The following is an 18,350-nucleotide window of genomic DNA, read 5'->3' as shown; positions in this document are numbered from 1 at the left end:
AATTGCAACTTTAGCTGCAGTTTGTTGAATCGTATCAAGGCAGTTTAATACTACGCTAAGTTAAATATAGTAGCGATGGCCAACTCACTTAAAGCAAGTTGATAGAATTGCTTTAAGTGACTGCGTTAAACTCTTTTAAGGCTAAAAGAGCCAACTCGGCCTTAGCTGATGGAACAAAGATATGATCGTGATAATAAGCCGCAATGACGTTAGCACTAATACCATAAGCCGTTAATTTGGCAGATACCGCCGCGGTTAACCCTACAGCTTCAAGACTTGAATGCACTGTTAACGTTATTTGGCGAAATGAGCCTTCAAACCCTAAACCAGCTTGTTGGGCGGCAGTTTTATCCAACACTAACGTTAATCCTTCTGCTTCACAAAATGTGGCGACAGGATTAAGGGAAATATAATCAACTAACGTACCTGAAACCTTACAGAACACAAATTCTGCTGGCAGCAGTTGTGGCTCCATCGACTTTAATAGTGCATTTAATTCTGTAATACCTGACATGATGACCGCTCTATTGCTGACACGCTATTATTAAACCTAAAGCTTGGCATAAATCGCTATATCACGGGGCAAGTTAATACTTACTTATTACTGCGGTTTTTAAACATGTTTTTTAGTTTTAATTTTAATGGTTTTAGCTTCATTAGATAATCACGAATAGTGTCAGTTTTTGCAAGAAAAGCATATTCTTGTTCAGTTAATTGTTGCGGCTGATAAGTTCGTATTAAACGATATAAATGGTAATGACTGACCTTTTTGGCAATCAACCAAATTGGCGACCATTCAAAGCTTCGAAATGTAATTCTTTCGAAATCAACCATGCCCAGGTTCTCATCACTGTCTGCTAATAAATCTCGCACAGGCATTGCATGGCGCGCGACACCTTGAGCGAGCATATTGGCAACCATTTCCCGTAACAGGATAATTTGTTTCACTGATAAGGTTTCTGGTGCAGTACCTTTTAAACGACTCATGGTCAGCGTGGTATTTTCATCGTCGAAATGAAGTAGTTTTGGGAAATTATCGAGCCCGATTAATCGTTGTAAGGCTATTTTTTCTCTGAAGTAGCGCTTCTTGTAATCCTTCACCTTTTTGAATGTTTTAATGACAGAGCTAGCCTCAATCACAACGTTCATTTTTGCCGTCTCGTAAACACCATCTTTAACCACTTTCATAACTAGCCTTAATAATACTTAATCTTAAAGAAATTCCTAAATACTACATATCGTCTTTGCATTACTGGCTAACAGCGCCGTTTAGGTATTTGTAGCCTTTTGACTTCAAATCACAACTTGCGTGTATTCATTCAAATTCAATGTGAAAAATGACTTTCCCATTAATCGCCTACCTTCAATATTCATTTACTTAGCTTGTGTCTCACAACCTATGTTTAGTGTTGTGCTTAGCTAGCTTGTTATTGAGGCTGGTACATAATCATAATTCAGTATAACTATACGGTTTTGTGTATCTAACTCACGGATAATTTAGAGGCTTAGCTCATATAAACTCGACTTTTATACTTATGTACAACAGCCATAAAGCAGTAACAAAACAAGCTGTAAACTTTGCAACAAAAACACAAAGCAACGACCATTTTATTTCAAAAATAGAATTATTAACTATAGTCCAACAACAGCTAACGAGTTACCATCAATCACTTTCTATTTGCACTATAGAAACTTTAATCGCTTACCGCTGACTCACGCTTATGTAATACCTATTAGCATTGATCTTGCTAATACAATTCACCACAAGCTCAACATTTGAATAACCCTATTAAGATAAAGGGAATATTTGCCCGCCTCAAGTGATTAATAATCAAGCACAATCACATTAAACAGTTTTAAACAGTTTTAAACAAGGCTTAAAAGAAAAAAGGCACCAAGTGAATACTTGATGCCTTTTTAGCTAGTGCTTAATACTTGTATTAAAAAACGCACTAAAGGGCTTACTTATCTCGCCAAATCATCACTTGGGCTTGTTCACCCTTTTTACGGGTCGCACGGTACATACCTTCGGTATTAAATGGTGTGGCAATATTGCCGCGATGATCAATAGCGATAACCCCGCCGGTGCCACCCGCAGTGATAAGGCGCTGATTAATCACTTCATCGGCAGCTTGAATAATGGATTTACCTTGGTATTTCACTTTGGCGCAAATATCCCCAGCCACATGGTAGCGAATAAAATATTCACCATGGCCAGTTGCTGATACTGCACAGACACCGTTTTCAGCATAAGTGCCTGCGCCAATAACGGGTGCGTCACCAATACGACCATAACGCTTATTGGTCATGCCTCCTGTTGATGTACCCGCACTAATATTGCCACTTTTATCCAGAGCTACCGCGCCCACTGTGCCCACTTTAAATTCGACATCGAGTGCATTATGGGAAGCGATATAGTCTTTATTATCTAATTTTGCTTGCTCCATTTTAGCTTTAGCCCGTTGCAATGATTCATAGCGGTGTTGAGTATTAAAAGTCTCATTGGCAACCAGCGGCACCCCTTGGGTTAAGGCAAACTCTTCAGCGCCTTCGCCATAGAGCATCACATGTACTGATTTATCCATCACCAAACGCGCCAAATCAATGGGATTTTTAACGTGCTTAACCCCCGATACAGCGCCTGCATTCATGGTTTTTCCATCCATAATAGAGGCGTCCATTTCATGCTGTTCATTGTGGGTATAAACCGCCCCTTTGCCTGCATTAAAGTATGGCGAATCCTCTAAAACATTAATAGCTTGAGTTACTGCTTCAAGGCTTGAACCGCCCTTTTCTAACACCACATAACCCGTATCAACGGCCTCTTTTAATTTAGCGCGATAGGCTTGTTCTTGCTCAGGAGTAAAACTACTGGGGTTTATCGTGCCTGCTCCGCCATGGATCGCAATGGCAAACGGCTTGTCATTGGCAACACTGCCAAAAGACGAAACCAGCAAGGTGATACATGACAACATGGTTAATTTATTCATTGTTATTCTCATATTTATCAAGGGGCTTACAGTCTAAGTTATAGCCCTAAATTATACTCTAAGTGAATTGATTCTATGGGAAAAGTAATATTAATCAAAGCTGCAACTCATCACTTTGAGATAGTGATAGTGACGAAGCCATGATAATAAGCCCTGCCAGCACAAATGCGCCATATTCCACCCTACGGGGTAATTTTGAACCCACAGAAATCCTTAAATCGTTTTAGATTAATGAAGGCATTATTTACTTTAAATTAAGCCGCTTCATTAATCGATGTAATTTACCTGCACTCAAGCCCAGCGGTTTGGCGATCGCGGTCAGTTTTTCACTATTAGCTAAATAACTTGCCAAGCTTGAGGTTAACCGCGGCATATGTGTTAACGAGTTCATGCAAACGTCTAATGCTAATATTTACGCTTTAGGGGATTGCGCTGAATTTGAAGGGCAAGTAAAAGCGTATTTACAACCGACCTTAATCAGTGCGTCTGCATTAGCAAAAACCTTATTGGGTGAAGTGACTAGCGTGAAACTGCCCAATATGATGGTCAAGGTTCCCCCCCCTAATTACCCGATTCAAATTGGTGGTAAAACTGATGCAGCCTCAGTAGCACGTTGGAATATTGATGTTCAATCACAAGGGATTGTCGCTAAAGGCTATGACAGCGCCGATAACATGGTGGGATTTGTGGTGACTCGAGATTGTACTCAACAAGCATTCTCTTTGTTAAGACAACTCTAAAAACCTTAATTTAATAGCTTCACCAACACTAAACAACAAAGCAGAACAGTAATTAGTTCTGCTTTTTTATTTGGACGATTAAATCACTCCAACATTAAGGTAAAATCAAGGTAGCTTTGACCTTGCATGGCCAAAACCTATCTTAAGCCGAGCACTGGAATGACTGGTTTTTATATTAATGCTTTAATCAGACGATTCTTTCTATGCATTTCAAAGGTTAATTTCAATCCACAACTTGCCTGTTTCACATATTCTAGCGACAATACAGTATGAGTTTATGGCCTTTATAAGCATCCTATAATTGTTATTTAAATCTTTTCAATATTGCGTTGTCGCCTTTGCTGCCATTGTCATGATGGTACCTAATTTCGCTTGGGCAAAAGATAACTGGTTAACGGTCAAGGTAACGGGCGCATCAGGACGGTTAACCAAAAATATCCAAGCGCATTTAGGCAATAACCCCGATTCTGAAGTACAACGCAGAGCCTATTTATTTACTGTAGAAGACAATGTTAACGCCGCGCTGGAATCCATCGGCCATTATCACGCAAAAGTATCGATTAACGTTGAAGAAGCGACCAAGGGCCCCTGGAAACTTAACATCGATATCGATGAAGGTGCGCCTACCATTGTTCAGTGGATAGACATTAAATTCAGTGAGCAAATGATTGAAGATAACAGCTTTAATCGTTGGCTTGATCAGTTAACTATCAAACCTGGTGATGTGTTAGATCACGGCGTATACCAAGAGTTAAAAAATCAGCTGGTTACATTAGCTATGGCCAGAGGCTACTTCGATGGAAAGTTCTCACGGGCTGAAGTGGTGGTTAATCGGGATGTGAATACCGCTAAAATCCACTTGCATTATGACTCAGGTAGACGCTATCAACTGGGTAACGTCGAGTTTCATGGTCATACTCTCAATGATGAGTTCATGAAAAAACTCATCCCGTTTAAACCCAATTCAAATTATTCAACCCGGCGGTTAAATCGATTGAACCGCAACCTTATCGATACTGGCTACTTTAGTAATATCAAAGTGTTACCACAAGTTGATGCCATGACCGACGTCGATGTCCCCATCAGAGTTGACTTAAGCCCAAGACCAACACACTCATTTGAATTAGGTTTGGGTGCCGATATTGGTACCAATGCCGAAAAAACCATTGAGCCAAGGGTCAGGCTCACTTGGCGGATGCCGCAAATTAACAGCTATGGCCATACTCAAGAAACTACTATGGAATGGTCACCTGACAGGCCTAAGTTTTTAACCACCTATACTATTCCGTTAAAGCACCCGTTAGATGATCAGCTACAATTTAAGATTGGATTACTGCGAGATAAATATGGCGTTACCCAAGATTATAATGAAGAAGATAGAAGCTACGATTACACTGGCCAGCTAGAGTCAGAGAAACGTTTACTCGGGGTGATCAGACAACAAACCCTAGCCGACCAATGGCTATTTGGTTATTCACTTGAATATAGCCAAGAGCTTTATAATCAATCCAATATTGATTACGATTCAAAATTCCTTCTTGCAGGCTTTGGTATTGGCAAAACCGTTCGCGGCGATAACACCTTAGACCCCAAGTCGGGCTACCGTCATATTTACAGTATGCAATATGGTGACCCTAATTTAGGCTCTGAAATTCGACTGTTAAAATTTGAAGCTAACTTTAAATGGATTGATACCTTTTTCGAGCGGCATCGTTTTGTAGCCCGACTCGACTTAGGCGCCAACATTGCTGATAGTGACGATATCGCCCAAATATCACCTTCGCTACGTTATTTTACCGGTGGCGATCAGAGTATTCGCGGTTATGGCTACCAAGAGCTAGGGCCATTCATTGAATACACCAACGAAGACGGTAGCACGTCACGTCAGGTTGTCGGCGGTCGTTATTTGATGGTGGGCAGTTTAGAGTATCAATTTTATTTAACTGACACATGGCGACTTGCCAGCTTTGTGGATGCGGGTAACGCTTTTGATACAGAAACATTTGAACCTATTGCCTCCGTCGGCGGCGGCGTTCACTGGATCTCTCCTATCGGACCCATTAGATTCGATTTAGGTGTCGGCTTGAAAGAAACAGAAACGGTCGATAGATCTTGGCGAATTCATTTAACCATGGGGACGGATTTGTAATGACAGAAAAATCCAAGCTACCCCAGCATCATAACGACCATGAAGCCCATGACGCTACACCACTAGATAAAGTGCCAGCAAAGCCGCCATTAACGCTTTGGGCGCGATTATGGAAATACTTCAAACATACCACTCGAGTGATTATCTATATTCCACTGCTGATTTTAATTTTGCTAGCAGTGCTCATTGGCACGCCTTTCGGCGCACGTATGTCAGTGATGTTAGCCAATCAATTTGTGCCCAATCTCGCATTAGACTTACGCTCTGGCACCATCAATAAGCAACTCGAATTTAACCATGCAAGCTGGTCAATGGATGGCGTAGCGGTAGAGGTTGATGACTTAAGCTTATCTTGGCTGCCAACCTGTTTGTTTAACAAGCAAATTTGTGTCGATAAGTTACACGCAAGTGGCGTGCGGGTACGAGTAGCTACTGATGAGTTTGCCGATGATGTGCCTAGTGAAAGTACCGTTGCAAACGCTCGAACAACTCAAGCTGCATTAGCAGATAATCAGCCAGCTAACACTGATAAAACTAATGAAAGTAAAGATGAAGTACCTGAACCGCTGATTTTACCTGTAGTTATTGGCCTTAACGAATTAGACTTAAACTCAGTTGAGGTCAGCGTAAATGACATGCGCTATAACGCCAGCCGCTTGCAAGGCAAAGCACTATGGAATAGCAAAGGCTTAAGAGTTAATTACCTTTATAGTGACGGTTTGCTGGTTGATATTCCTCTTGCCAGTGATGATGTTGCAGCGCCGAACAATACCACTGAGGTAAATGACGACTGGGCTATGGCAGCATTACCAGTGGTTTATATGTCATTCCCTATTTACCTTGAACAACTGATTAGTAATAACAGCGTGATGGTCTTGGGAGCAAGAACCGATGATTTCGCAAAAATAACCTTAGCAGGCAGCTATGTTGATGACTTAATTGATGTGCAGCAATTAGCAATCACTCATGATTACGGTGAGGCAACATTAGAAGGCGATATCCGTTTAAATCACGATTACCCAATGAATATTAACGCCGATTTTAGCCTTAACAATGTGGCCGAAATTCCTGAATTAACCCAGCAAAAAATCAAACTCAGTGCACACAACGGCTTTGATGATTTAGCCGTTACCCTTGCCGCTGAAGGTGACTTTACCATTAATTTTGACTCAAATATCACTTTGAGTAAGCCCGAAATGCCTTATCGAATTGATATAAGCAAAGCCCAAATTCAGTGGCCTTTGATTAAGCCTGACTATGTCACTGATATCAAAACATTATCAAGTACCGGTGACTTCAACCAACAACATGTTGTCCTTGATGGGCAATTCCTCAGCCCCTATCACCCGCAGCTTGAAGTTAATAGCGCAATGCAGCTATCACATACCAATGTGGATATTGCAGATATTGTCATTAGCTCAGATGCGGGGGATATCGCAGGTCAAGCGAGTCTTGATTGGGGTAATGATTTTAGCTGGCAAGCCAAACTCGACACCACTGATTTACAGCTAGAAAAAATCGATTATCTTTATGAACTCACCGAGCTTAGCAGCCACATCAGTGGGATATTAACCACCACAGGTAAGGTTTCTGATACTAGCTGGGAAGTAAATATTGTAGACAGTGATTTAAGCGGCAGTTTAAATCAGTACCCTCTTAGCGTTAAAGGTCAGGTACAATTTGATAATAACTTCGCCATCAATGCCAAAGACCTACAAGCACAAGCCCTCGGCACAACCCTACTTATCAATGGTCAAGCAGATACAGTATGGGATGTAGATGCATTACTTGATGTACCTGACATCAGCCAGTGGCTACCAGATAGTAAAGGGTCAATTACCGCAAAAATCGATGTCACTGGCGATGCCAAACAACCTATCGTTGATATTAACGGCCAAGTGGCCGATTTTGATTTTGCCGATATGAAGCTCGACAGACTGACATTAACGGGTCACTACTTACCGTTAAATGAGCATCAATTTAGCGTGAATCTCGCCAGTACTGCTTTTAGCTGGAGCGAACTGGACTTAACTGACGTAGAGCTAATCGCCTCAGGAGATCTTGGCCAGCAAACATTGCAACTGTCTACGGGTGGAGAGCTAGCCATTAACACCCAATTGAGCAATATATACACGGCAGATAAACAACGCTTTGATACTGAAGTTAACGCCTTATCCTTAACCAATATGCTCGGAGATTGGCAGTTAGATAAGCCCATCACGATCGTTTGGGATCAACTCAATCAACTTGGCAGCGCCAGTCCTTTTTGCATTAATCACCCCAGCAATAGCCTGTGCCTGATTGAACCTGCAAATTTTGGTACCCAAGGGGATATTCATATTCTTGCACAAGGCACACCTGGCCGCCTACTGCAGCCAATATTACCCGAACGCTTGGTATGGATTGGTGACTCTAGCCTTGATGCCAAACTGAATTGGTCTGAGGTTGAAAAGTTACAAGCAGATGTTGATTTAACCTTATCTGAGGGCAAATTAGAATTAAAGCGCTCAGAGAATGATCGCATCGATATCATTTACGACTTAGTTAACTTACATGTCACATTAGATGAGCAGCAACTAACGGGTCAATTATCAGTGCAAGCAGATAGCATCTCAGATATCAGCAGCCAAGTTAACATCAGCACCCTGCCTTCAAGAGAGCTATCAGGGCATATCAATATTGACGAGTTAGATTTAACTGGCTTACAGGGCTTCTTCCCTGAGCTGGCGACATTACAAGGACTGTTTTCCACTGATTTAACCTTATTAGGCACTTTAAATGAGCCTGAAGTCGGTGGCAAAATGACACTATCAAAAGCAGCTATTGCCACTACAAACAACCCGACTTTGATTGAAAATATCAATTTAATAATGGAGCTCGCTGGCCAACAAGGTAATGTAACAGGCGATTTAACCATGGGGAAAGGCCAGGCAAATATCAATGGTAAGTTGGCTTGGCCAGAGGGTAACTTTAATGGTGAAATTGATATAAAAGGTAAAAAGCTCGCCTTTATTCAGCCCCCTATCGCAATATTGGATATTACTCCTGATGTAAAAATTAACTTTAGTAAAAATCAGCTGGCGATCACGGGCACTGTCGATATTCCTAGCGGGGAAATTACATTAGTTCAACTAGCTGAGGGTGGTGTAGCGATATCTAGCGATGTGGTATTTAAAGACTCGATTTCAGAACAAGAAGAAAAAGTCAGCCCTTACGCTATCGTCGCCGATCTCAATATTAATGTGGGCAAGAACCTTAACATTGATGGCATGGGCTTAAACGGCAAGTTAGAAGGAACATTATTGCTACAGCAACAAGCCTTCAAACCACCGCTGTTATTTGGTGATATTAAAGTGAATAATGGCAGTTATAAATTTATGGGGCAAACCCTAACCATCAGTACTGGTGAAGTGCAGTTTGTTGGCCCAAGCTCAGTACCCAACTTAAATATTGAAGCAGTAAAAGAAATCAAAGATGAAGATCTCACCGCAGGCGTGAGAGTCACAGGCACAGCCATGCAGCCAGTAGTGACCTTGTTTTCAAACCCTGCCAAAGAGCAAGCCGAAATTCTATCCTACATAGTCACCGGCACAGGCTTTGCGAACTCTGGTAATGATCAAAATAATGCTTTAATGATGAGCGCGGCGTTAAGCTTAGGCTCACAGTTTGGCGGCGGCGCAATGAACAACATTGGCTCAACAGCGACGGGCTTAATTGAAAAAATGGGCTTTTCTAATGTACAACTTGATGCCAACGATGAAGGACGCTTTGCCATTAGCGGTTATATTGGCGAAGACTTGATGGTGAAATACGGTATTGGTGTTTTTAACCCCGGCTATGAAATGACGGTAAGGTATTATATTTTTTCACAGCTTTACCTAGAAACCGTATCAGGCAACTTAAATCAATCCTTAGATATTTACTATAGCTTTGATATTGATTAAGCGTTATAAACCAAATTTTAGTCACAAAAAAAGCGCCTTAAGGCGCTTTTTTCATTCAAATTAGCAATTAAGCAAATTTGAAATCGATGTGTTCGATAAGCATTTTGTACGCGTGACGCTGTACAGCTTGTGCACGAACTTTAATTTCTTTGCCATCGATTACGATAGTTAACTCGCTTGTGTAGAAATCTTCATTCAACTGTTGGTTGATGATATCTTTTTGAGCGAATTTGATAGAAATAGGCTCTTTACCTGGACCGTAGATTACAGCAGGAACTAAATTCGCATGACGTAGGCGGCGGCTCGAACCTTTCCCGATTTCAGTACGGATTTCAGCATTGATAGTATAAGACATGTAATTCTCACTTATATAAAATAATTTTTGTTGTTATTTTCGACCAATAACAACTCGTGCTCGTTATAAAACTAAGCGCGCGGATTCTAACACAGCTAAATAGCGTCAACAAGCATCACGCCGGTATTTTATCCACATGAACTAACTATATAGCCTTTAAATCATGCTAAATATCAGGCCGTGGGTTTTACCAGCTTCTTACCGGGCCAGTATCAAGGTGAATAAAACCAGAACGAGGGTAATAACCAACCCCGCCCATTTTTAACGACATTGCTGCATCACGTAAGGTTTTAAGAGCAATGCCGGGTATGGCTAAATCCATTGCCATTCCCTTCATATGATAACTTTTCTTGGCAACACCATTACTGTTGGCCGCTAACATATTATTGGTGATCGGAGAGCGATAACCAGAAATCACATGAATTTCATCTGAGTTATTCAGTGTCTGTTGAAGCTTATACAGGATTTCATATAAACGCTTATCCATCGGCGCCGCTTGGTTTTGTCTATGGTCACGTAATACATTGCTAAAAAGCGTTAAGGTATCACTGCGATATTCACCATCAACCCAAAAACTGCCTTGCCCGCGCTCACCAGTATGACGGTTGTAAAAGCTCAGATCACGCTGCCCTATTGTAGATCGGCTTGCTTGAGCGGAATTAGAAAACATTGAAGCGACAGCCACCCCACTAATTCCAAGGATTAACTGCCTACGCGAAGGACAAACTAACGACATTAACTCACCACTTTTTAAAAATTCAAACTGTGCACTTTTTGCACAAACGAGGATGAATTTAAAGCTTATGGCAAACAATAGCAACTCTAAAAGCACATAAGTTATGTATAAACCATGTGCAGTTTAGCAACTTCTAATAAGGTCAGGCACTTAACGTGACGTCAACTGTAATGGGCTTGTTGCGTTATTTGCTACTACTGTTTTATCTGTGTTATTTAAATGATAAATATCATTTCGATATTGGGCCAAGTTATCTTCACCAACCCAAGCATTCCAATACACTATATGCACAGGAATGGTCTGTGACAGCGAAAACCATTGAGTATTTTTTTGATTAGACTGCATACGCGCCCAAGTGCGTTTATCTATTACCACATTATCCGCGAACCACTCAGCCAATTGCTGCACTTTTTCAATGCGAATACAGCCCGATGAAAGCGCTCGATTTGCCTTATTAAAAAGCCATTTATCTGGTGTGTCATGTAAGTATATATTCAGATCATTTTTAAAATGAAATTTATAACGCCCCAACGCATTAATTTCCCCGGGTCGCTGCACCAAACGATATGGAAAGGCTGCAGTTGCGGCCATTTGCCATTCATCAGCGGTTTTATCAATTTTAATCCCAGCTCGATCAAAAACATCAAATTGTCGATCGCGAAAATAATCACCATCTTTAGCCACTTTAGGCAAGATATCCCGTCGTAACAGCTTTTTAGGTACTGTCCAAGTAGGATTAATGACCACATTGGATATTTGTCCTGACATCACAGGGGTTCTTCGATAGGCCTTGCCGACAATTACTCGAGAGGTCATGGCGATTTGACTATCATTGACTAGCACCATTTCAAAGGCGGGAATATTTACCAATAAATAACGCTCTGACAGTTGATGTTGATAACTGGTTTTAGCCACAAAATTACTGGCAAGTAATATGGCGCGCTGTTTAGGTGTTTGGTTTAACCAATGTAAGGTATTGGGACCAATAACAGCATCGGCTTTTAAGCCATGACGCTGCTGAAATGACACCACCGCGTTCGCTATAGTGTCATCATAAATATGTTGCGCTTCTGAACGAGATGATAAGTCCCCAAGTAACCATAAACGCTGTGAAATAGCACTGATAGTCTGATGGCTATCGCCAGGCCGTAAAAAACCGCCGGGGACAATTGGCTGCCATTCATGGCGGTTATCAAGCCACATTAATCGTCTAATATGGTTAAGAACTCTCAAGTAATCATCTACCGGAGGCTCTAAAGAAAAAACTTTGTTTTGAAGTGAAGCGTTGGAAGCAAGATTGCGATACTGCAGTTCAACAGACTTATCAGCCCAAAACCTATCAACTTCATTTTGTATTGTGTCGATATATTCAAGCTTTTCAGCCTCTGTACCCTGGCGCAGAATCGTTAAATATGCTTGCCATTGAACACTGGAGTCAGTCAACGAAATCAATAATACATGTTGCGCAAGGGTGTTATAAACCGCATCCGAAGCCGCAATCTTAGTCATTGGCGTAAAATACAAGAATAATATCACTGCAAAAGATAACGCAACTCGATGAAAACAGCATCTCACCATGAATTATCCTCCTAAATACTGACTACGAGCTTTTGAGTATGGCAAAGAAATACCATCCTTGTGTTACATAAAATATGACACTGTTAAAAGATAATACGAAAGTTGGAGATAGATAGCGGATTTAGCGCAGCAATTCGACAGTGGTAGAGCTGTGATAAGTCGAGTTCTGTTAAACGATGGGCATAACTGCTATAAACAAACTCCGCAATACTTATTACGTTAATTTCACAGCAGTTAATATGAATAAAAAACAACTCATGCAAGTGATGGCCTCGGACATCGGTATCTCACAATCTCAAGCGAAAATTCAAATCGATCAAATTGTTTCTCAGATCCATAAAGCACTTACCGAAGGTGAAAAAGTTTACATTCCGCAATTTGGCACATTTGAATTACGCTACCATTTAGCGAAAAATGGCTACAACCCACAAACCGGTGAAGCAATGGAAATTCCAGGATTTAACCAACCAAGCTTTAAAGCTGCGCCTGGATTGAAAAAACTCATCAATCAGTAATAAAGCCATAATCCCATTTCAAAGGCCTTGTTTTACTAGTAATAGCAGCAAGGCTTTTACCAATAACTACACCATTTCATAATCATCTTCTAAACTTAAAGTCAAAGTCACCTTACCCAGCGCTCAACCATGAACCTTAACCATGCTGTGATAAGTGTTGTTCTACTGCTATGCACTTTTATTCCATTACAGGAAACCTCAGCCTCCTACGAGAGCTTTGAGCTATCAACAACAGCAAAAATTATTGTTGTTGGTGACATCCATGGCGACTATGGTGAATTTGAAACATTAATTCGTGCAGCAGGCATTATCGATGACCAACTGAACTGGCAAGCTGGCGACACTCAGCTAGTCAGTGTCGGCGATCTGCTAGATAGAGGCCCTGACTCCCGCAAAGTAATGGACTTGTTTATGCGTTTAGAGCAACAGGCCACCGCAGCAGGAGGCGCAGTACATCTTGTGTTGGGTAATCATGAATTGATGAACCTTATCCGTGAACTTAACTACGTACCCACTGATGAATATAAACACTACCTGGATGATGAATCTGCGGACGTACGCGAAAATTACTGGCAGCAATACCTTTCATATGCAACTGAAACCAGTGCCGGAATGAGTCAGCAATCGCTATTATCGACCTTTAACACTGAATACCCTCCCGGCTACTTTGGCCATATGCAGCTCTTTTCTACCAAGGGTAAATATGGCCGTTGGCTGTTGAGCAAGCCCAGTATATTAAAGATCAATGAGGTGCTATTTCTCCATGGTGGACTTTCTGCCAAGTTCCCTCTGTCAACCTTAGCCGAAGTAAACAACGAATCAGCAAAAGTAATACATGATTACATGGAAGCTTTTGAGCAATTAAAACTCCAAGGCGCATTAAGTCACCTTGATGATTTCTTTAGTCGCCAAGAAAAAATAGCACGGCGGTTACTATCTGCAGGCTCTGACGAACATAAATCCTTGTACCAAAGCTTTGTTAATCTCAGCCAGTCTTTTTACCTCGATGGAGAAAGTCAATTCTGGTATAGAGGCTCAGCTCTTTGCCATCCAATCTTTGAGGAAGAGATACTTGATCGCGTTTTGCAACACTATAAGGCCAAACAATTGGTGATTGGTCACACAACCACGAGTAGCCGCGTTTTTGAAAGCAGAATGAAGGGCAAGGTGATCAATACTGACACTGGACTGTACCGAAAATATTATCAGGGCAATCCAATGTTATTAGCCATTAACAAAGATGAACTTCAACAATTTGATGGTAATCAATGGCGTCCTTTTGAGGTTGACGATGGTCAATACCGTGAGATTTACCAAGGCCACAGCTATCAGGACTGGGAACAGTTATTAACACAGGCAATTATCACTAAACTTGAGCCTATAGGGACTGGTGTGACACAGTCGAAAAAAGCTTATTTGGAACATAACGGACTGCGTTTCAAAGCTATTTTTAAAACTGAAAATATCATCCCCAGAAATGCCTCTAAAGATAAATATCGCAATACCGACAGTTATAAATACGAAATAGCAGCGTACAGGATAGCCCGTCACCTTGGATTGAATATGATCCCGCCAACGGTACTTCGAACCATCAAAAATAAACAGGGCTCGCTACAATTGTGGATAGATGACACTTTTAACGAAAAAAATCGCATCGAGGATGAACGTTATCCAAGCGAGTATTGCGTTCTGTCATACCAAGCCAGCCTGATGAATATGTTTGATATTTTAATTTTCAATGTAGATAGAACCCAAAGCAATATTCTCTATACAGAAGCGGATTGGATGATGTGGATGATAGACCACTCTCGAAGCTTTAGAACTGGCAAACACGCACCAAAATATTTAAAGGCGGCACGTTTGCGTCACTCGCTAAAAATTGAACATCAATTAAAAAACTTAGACTATCAAAGCCTAGATAAACTCACTAATGGCCTACTCAAGAGAAAACAAATCAAGGCGTTACTCAAACGTCGTGATCTGTTATTAAAAAAGCTGGCAGAACATGAGTAAAAATCCTCATTAACTACGCTCGCTACCTTAAGCCGCTTAAGTGATTTATGCCATACCTGTCAGTAATTCCGTGTTTATTTTCAATATAAGAGCTTAAGCAAAAGCGCTGTACTAGCCCATAAACGCCAAATACTCTAATTAAGATAAAGAGTTAACCAAACTCATAGAGAGGATAACAGGCAAGATACTGATATTGACTTAAATGATTGTAGATTTACTGAGGCTGTAACCAAGAGATTGTAAGCCCCTGTAAATAGCGCTATATTACAGCGGGTTTGACATGTCATCTTTTAAGCCGTCTTCGAACTTAATCGCTTAACCTTCACCAAACCCGATGCCAAAGCCCCGAGCTGTAATATTCTTCATCAGTCATGCCACTCTTTCGCTGCTGTTCCTCAAAATGTTGTTTTACTTTTTGAAAGCGATGCTCAATAGATTCCAATCTGAGGTGAGCTAATTGTTGCTCAGATAGACCACTCGCTCGGAGTCTTTTTTCTAGTTCTTCAATTTTCCAATCTCTCATCCCTTGCATAAACTGCATGCTGATAGCATCTGACTTTAACTTACTTAGCTTACAAGTTCGGATGTCTAGCCGAGGCCCTCGATAAAAAGATCTAGAGTGATCGATGGCCCAAATTTTACCAAGATAAGCTTTTTTCCTGTCCGTCACTTCATTTGGGTCTTCAAATCTTTCATTCAGATCGACTAAAAGGTTGCCAGCATGCCTGTCAACATTGCCAATAATACAATCGAATGTTTTGATTTCTTTTATTTGGTGATTTTTATATTCGGCGGATCCCGGGTAAGGCAGGCTAAGAGCAGTTAAATCGTAAAGCACGACACTATTCTCTACCCATAATTGCAAACTGCCTTTTCTCAATTTTTTACTCGGTTTTAGCCCTTTTTTCCCTATTGGTATACTTCGAAGCACTGTCGCAGGAATAATATTAAGGCCAAGGTATTTTGAAATAATATATGCTGCTAATTCATTGTAGTAGCTATCGTAATACATTAAACCAACGTTACCTCTAGCATAATCTTTTACTGTTTTATCTCGAAAGGCGGCACGTATCTGTACACTATTTTTGACTAAACCTACCCTGCGAATTTCCATAATACTTTCTTTTGTCGTGAACGCTTTAGCAACACTTTTAGAAAGATTAATATCGCCATCATTTAATAAGTCAAAGATAACCGTTTCATCTCGGATTAAAGGAACGGTTACAGCGTGAGACAAGAAAGCGACTAAATATATCGTCAGAAAAAAAGCCATCTTCAAATATTGCATATTGCGCTCCTTCTATTCAATCGATGAGATATCACGCTGGTAAAGTCTATTTTTAAGGGCGATGGATTTCACTTATATCGATATATTTAGGCTCTTTAAGCCACAGATAACAAATCCGTTTATGACAATGCAACTACTTAAAATTAGTTAGCGCTTAGCAAGACATCAGAATTAAAACAGGTATTAATCATGCTCATTGACCAATTGCTTATGCTTGCGAGCAAGGTTAAATGCCAATATTATCCAAAACAGGGAAAGCACCAGATTAACCGCCGCAAACTCATAATGATCAAGCTTGAATACTTTAAGGCCAATAAAGATGATCACCACATGAGCCAAATCTCCCAAACGCCAACAAAATGCATCGATCACAGTCTTCCCTTCAAAAATTTGTTGCTGATTTAAAGGCAGAAACAGTGCATGCCGGGCAGTATTTTGTAATGAATAATCTATGCTATTTTCAGCAATCTTTATTAGCTTAAATAGGGTGAATATAGGGATAAAAGTCGCTAATCCATAGCCCACAAAAGCGACAAAGGGTAAAATTAGAATGGCACCATGTATATGGATCCACTGGAATATTCGAGAAACCAGTAATAGTTGAATTATCATGCTGAATAAGTTTACCCAAGTGTAAAAGTCACTGTAAAACTCACCTATAATCAGTTTGACATCGGCTCCCTGCTGCGCATGAATTTGCACCCATTTGGCCAGAATGTATTCTCCTGTAGTATTCACACAGTTGAGTAACACTACAAACCCAGCAATCACCAACAAGTAACGATTATTCAGTACGGTATCAAAACCTGCTTTGAATGAATGACCATGGTAGTCATTTGTTTGTTTTTTTTTAGATTTCAGTCCAATTAATTTGGGTAACCACATGGTCGCGATAAGTAAAACCGCAGCGACGAGCATCAAGCCTTCAGCGCCAACAAGCTTAAATAGATGTTTGCTAATTTGCGCACCTAATAATGATCCTAAAGATGCCCCTGCTGCAATAAAAGCAAACAAGCGTTTACCCTCATCTGGACTGTAAATATCTGCAGCATAGGCCCAGAACTGGGCAATTAACAGCACATTGATCACACCTAGCCAAACGAAGAAAGGGATTGAAATAGGCACCTTAAACAAATAAAGCCCCCAGAATAATAACAAGCTCACAGCCACAGCTAAGGTGACTCGGGGCAATATTTCATTCGTTCCCTGAGTCCTTATCCAGCTAGCGTATAAAGGCACCAATATCATTAACACCAATGCTTGAATCGCTATCGTGTAAGTGCGTATTTCAGCGGTGTGTTCAGAGAGGATGAGTGCTTCACGGATAGGCTTTAAAATGTAATACAGCAACAGTAGCAAACAGGCGTAAGCGGAGAGCATCAAGGTTGACTTACCTTCTCCCGGTTGCACATGAGTAAACAATCTCATTAAGCGTTCTAGGTAACTTAAGTCGTTCCTGCTGTTTGCTTCCATACCTGTAAATAATACCTTGTTTACTTTCAGGGTATCGAAAAGCTTAGCAGAGGCATGTGTACTGTCAAATATGTAAAGCTAAAGGCAACACTCATCCCAGCGACGTAAAGATATTGATTGAGAGGATTTTTTATCGTCTAAAAATCCGATATGGCTAATTGATTTAATACATTAATTTAGCAAGAACAATTCAAATAAGTCCGTCAACAATAGTCGATGAATCTGATTGATTTCGTCGTTTTAACACACCTGATACGGATCAGGATTTCAACACAAAGTTTCAATGTAACGCGGCTAAATTTAGCTGTGTTCACTCGTGGTACTCGCCAGACTTGAACGAGCAAATATCACTATTTCACAAACTTCAGATACAAAAAGGTCAGACTTGAACCGGCACGCCCTATTTTAAAACGATGAGGGATTGTTATATCTTGTCATTCATTTAGCAAATTTCAGATACAAAAAAGCCTCAACTAATGTTGAGGCATTTTGGCACCATACTGACGTATATTTTTGATAATAAAACTGATGGTACCCGAGGCCGGACTTGAACCGGCACGCCCTATTTT

General features: G+C 40.7%; 14 protein-coding genes. 5 read left to right on the top strand and 9 right to left on the bottom strand.

Going from position 1 to position 18,350, the window contains the following annotated elements; genetic code table 11:
• Positions 1-112: 112 nt before the first annotated feature.
• The 4 genes from BCU94_RS07745 to BCU94_RS19580 form a co-directional block, all read right to left on the bottom strand.
• Positions 113-514: an ACT domain-containing protein gene (locus BCU94_RS07745; RefSeq protein WP_102476068.1), complete on the bottom strand. Its 402-nt coding sequence runs from the start codon at positions 512-514 to the stop codon at positions 113-115.
• 80 nt (positions 515-594) lie between these two features.
• Complete coding sequence (locus tag BCU94_RS07740; RefSeq protein WP_102439886.1) at positions 595-1,188, bottom strand: hypothetical protein; 594 nt, start codon at positions 1,186-1,188, stop codon at positions 595-597.
• 773 nt (positions 1,189-1,961) lie between these two features.
• Complete coding sequence (locus BCU94_RS07735; protein WP_102476067.1) at positions 1,962-3,002, bottom strand: isoaspartyl peptidase/L-asparaginase; 1,041 nt, start codon at positions 3,000-3,002, stop codon at positions 1,962-1,964.
• Between the two features lie 232 nt (positions 3,003-3,234).
• The gene (locus tag BCU94_RS19580; protein ID WP_157936132.1) at positions 3,235-3,381 is read right to left on the bottom strand and encodes a hypothetical protein; all 147 of its coding nucleotides are present in this window, start codon (positions 3,379-3,381) and stop codon (positions 3,235-3,237) included.
• Here BCU94_RS19580 and BCU94_RS07730 point away from each other — a divergent pair.
• From BCU94_RS07730 to BCU94_RS07720, 3 genes are all read left to right on the top strand, one after another.
• Positions 3,380-3,730 carry a hypothetical protein gene (locus tag BCU94_RS07730; protein ID WP_102476066.1) on the top strand — a complete coding sequence of 117 codons (351 nt, stop codon included), beginning with the start codon at positions 3,380-3,382 and terminating at the stop codon, positions 3,728-3,730. The genes BCU94_RS19580 and BCU94_RS07730 overlap by 2 nt on opposite strands.
• Positions 3,731-4,082: 352 nt before the next feature.
• Positions 4,083-5,879 (top strand): autotransporter assembly complex family protein, encoded by a 1,797-nt coding sequence (locus tag BCU94_RS07725; protein ID WP_102476113.1) that lies wholly within the window; start codon positions 4,083-4,085, stop codon positions 5,877-5,879.
• Positions 5,879-9,823, top strand: coding sequence for a translocation/assembly module TamB domain-containing protein (locus BCU94_RS07720; protein WP_102476065.1), 3,945 nt, complete (start codon positions 5,879-5,881; stop codon positions 9,821-9,823). The genes BCU94_RS07725 and BCU94_RS07720 overlap by 1 nt, the downstream gene beginning before the upstream one ends.
• A 67-nt stretch (positions 9,824-9,890) precedes the next feature.
• Here BCU94_RS07720 and rplY read toward each other — a convergent pair whose 3' ends face one another.
• The 3 genes from rplY to BCU94_RS07705 all read right to left on the bottom strand — a co-directional run bounded on the left by rplY (position 9,891) and on the right by BCU94_RS07705 (position 12,492).
• Positions 9,891-10,178 carry a 50S ribosomal protein L25 gene (gene rplY, locus BCU94_RS07715; protein ID WP_076539958.1) on the bottom strand — a complete coding sequence of 96 codons (288 nt, stop codon included), beginning with the start codon at positions 10,176-10,178 and terminating at the stop codon, positions 9,891-9,893.
• A 187-nt stretch (positions 10,179-10,365) separates the two neighbouring features.
• Positions 10,366-10,914: a DUF882 domain-containing protein gene (locus BCU94_RS07710; RefSeq protein WP_102439896.1), complete on the bottom strand. Its 549-nt coding sequence runs from the start codon at positions 10,912-10,914 to the stop codon at positions 10,366-10,368.
• 150 nt (positions 10,915-11,064) lie between these two features.
• Positions 11,065-12,492 carry a L,D-transpeptidase family protein gene (locus BCU94_RS07705; protein ID WP_102476064.1) on the bottom strand — a complete coding sequence of 476 codons (1,428 nt, stop codon included), beginning with the start codon at positions 12,490-12,492 and terminating at the stop codon, positions 11,065-11,067.
• A gap of 239 nt (positions 12,493-12,731) precedes the next feature.
• On the opposite strand from BCU94_RS07705, the gene BCU94_RS07700 reads away from it, so the two are divergent.
• Together BCU94_RS07700 and BCU94_RS07695 are read left to right on the top strand one after the other, a co-directional pair.
• Positions 12,732-13,007, top strand: a complete 276-nt coding sequence (locus tag BCU94_RS07700) for an HU family DNA-binding protein (protein WP_076539954.1) — start codon at positions 12,732-12,734, stop codon at positions 13,005-13,007.
• 129 nt (positions 13,008-13,136) lie between these two features.
• Positions 13,137-15,020, top strand: a complete 1,884-nt coding sequence (locus BCU94_RS07695) for a metallophosphoesterase (protein ID WP_102476063.1) — start codon at positions 13,137-13,139, stop codon at positions 15,018-15,020.
• A 322-nt stretch (positions 15,021-15,342) separates the two neighbouring features.
• Here BCU94_RS07695 and BCU94_RS07690 read toward each other — a convergent pair whose 3' ends face one another.
• A complete protein-coding gene (locus BCU94_RS07690; protein ID WP_102476062.1) occupies positions 15,343-16,308 on the bottom strand; it encodes a hypothetical protein in 966 nt (321 codons plus the stop codon).
• Positions 16,309-16,491: 183 nt separating this feature from the next.
• Positions 16,492-17,781 carry a hypothetical protein gene (locus BCU94_RS07685; protein WP_102476061.1) on the bottom strand — a complete coding sequence of 430 codons (1,290 nt, stop codon included), beginning with the start codon at positions 17,779-17,781 and terminating at the stop codon, positions 16,492-16,494.
• Positions 17,782-18,350 lie beyond the last annotated feature (569 nt).

The organism is Shewanella sp. 10N.286.52.C2 (genome assembly GCF_002874545.1).
Classification (GTDB): domain Bacteria; phylum Pseudomonadota; class Gammaproteobacteria; order Enterobacterales; family Shewanellaceae; genus Shewanella.
This window is presented reverse-complemented; position numbering and strand designations above follow the sequence as displayed.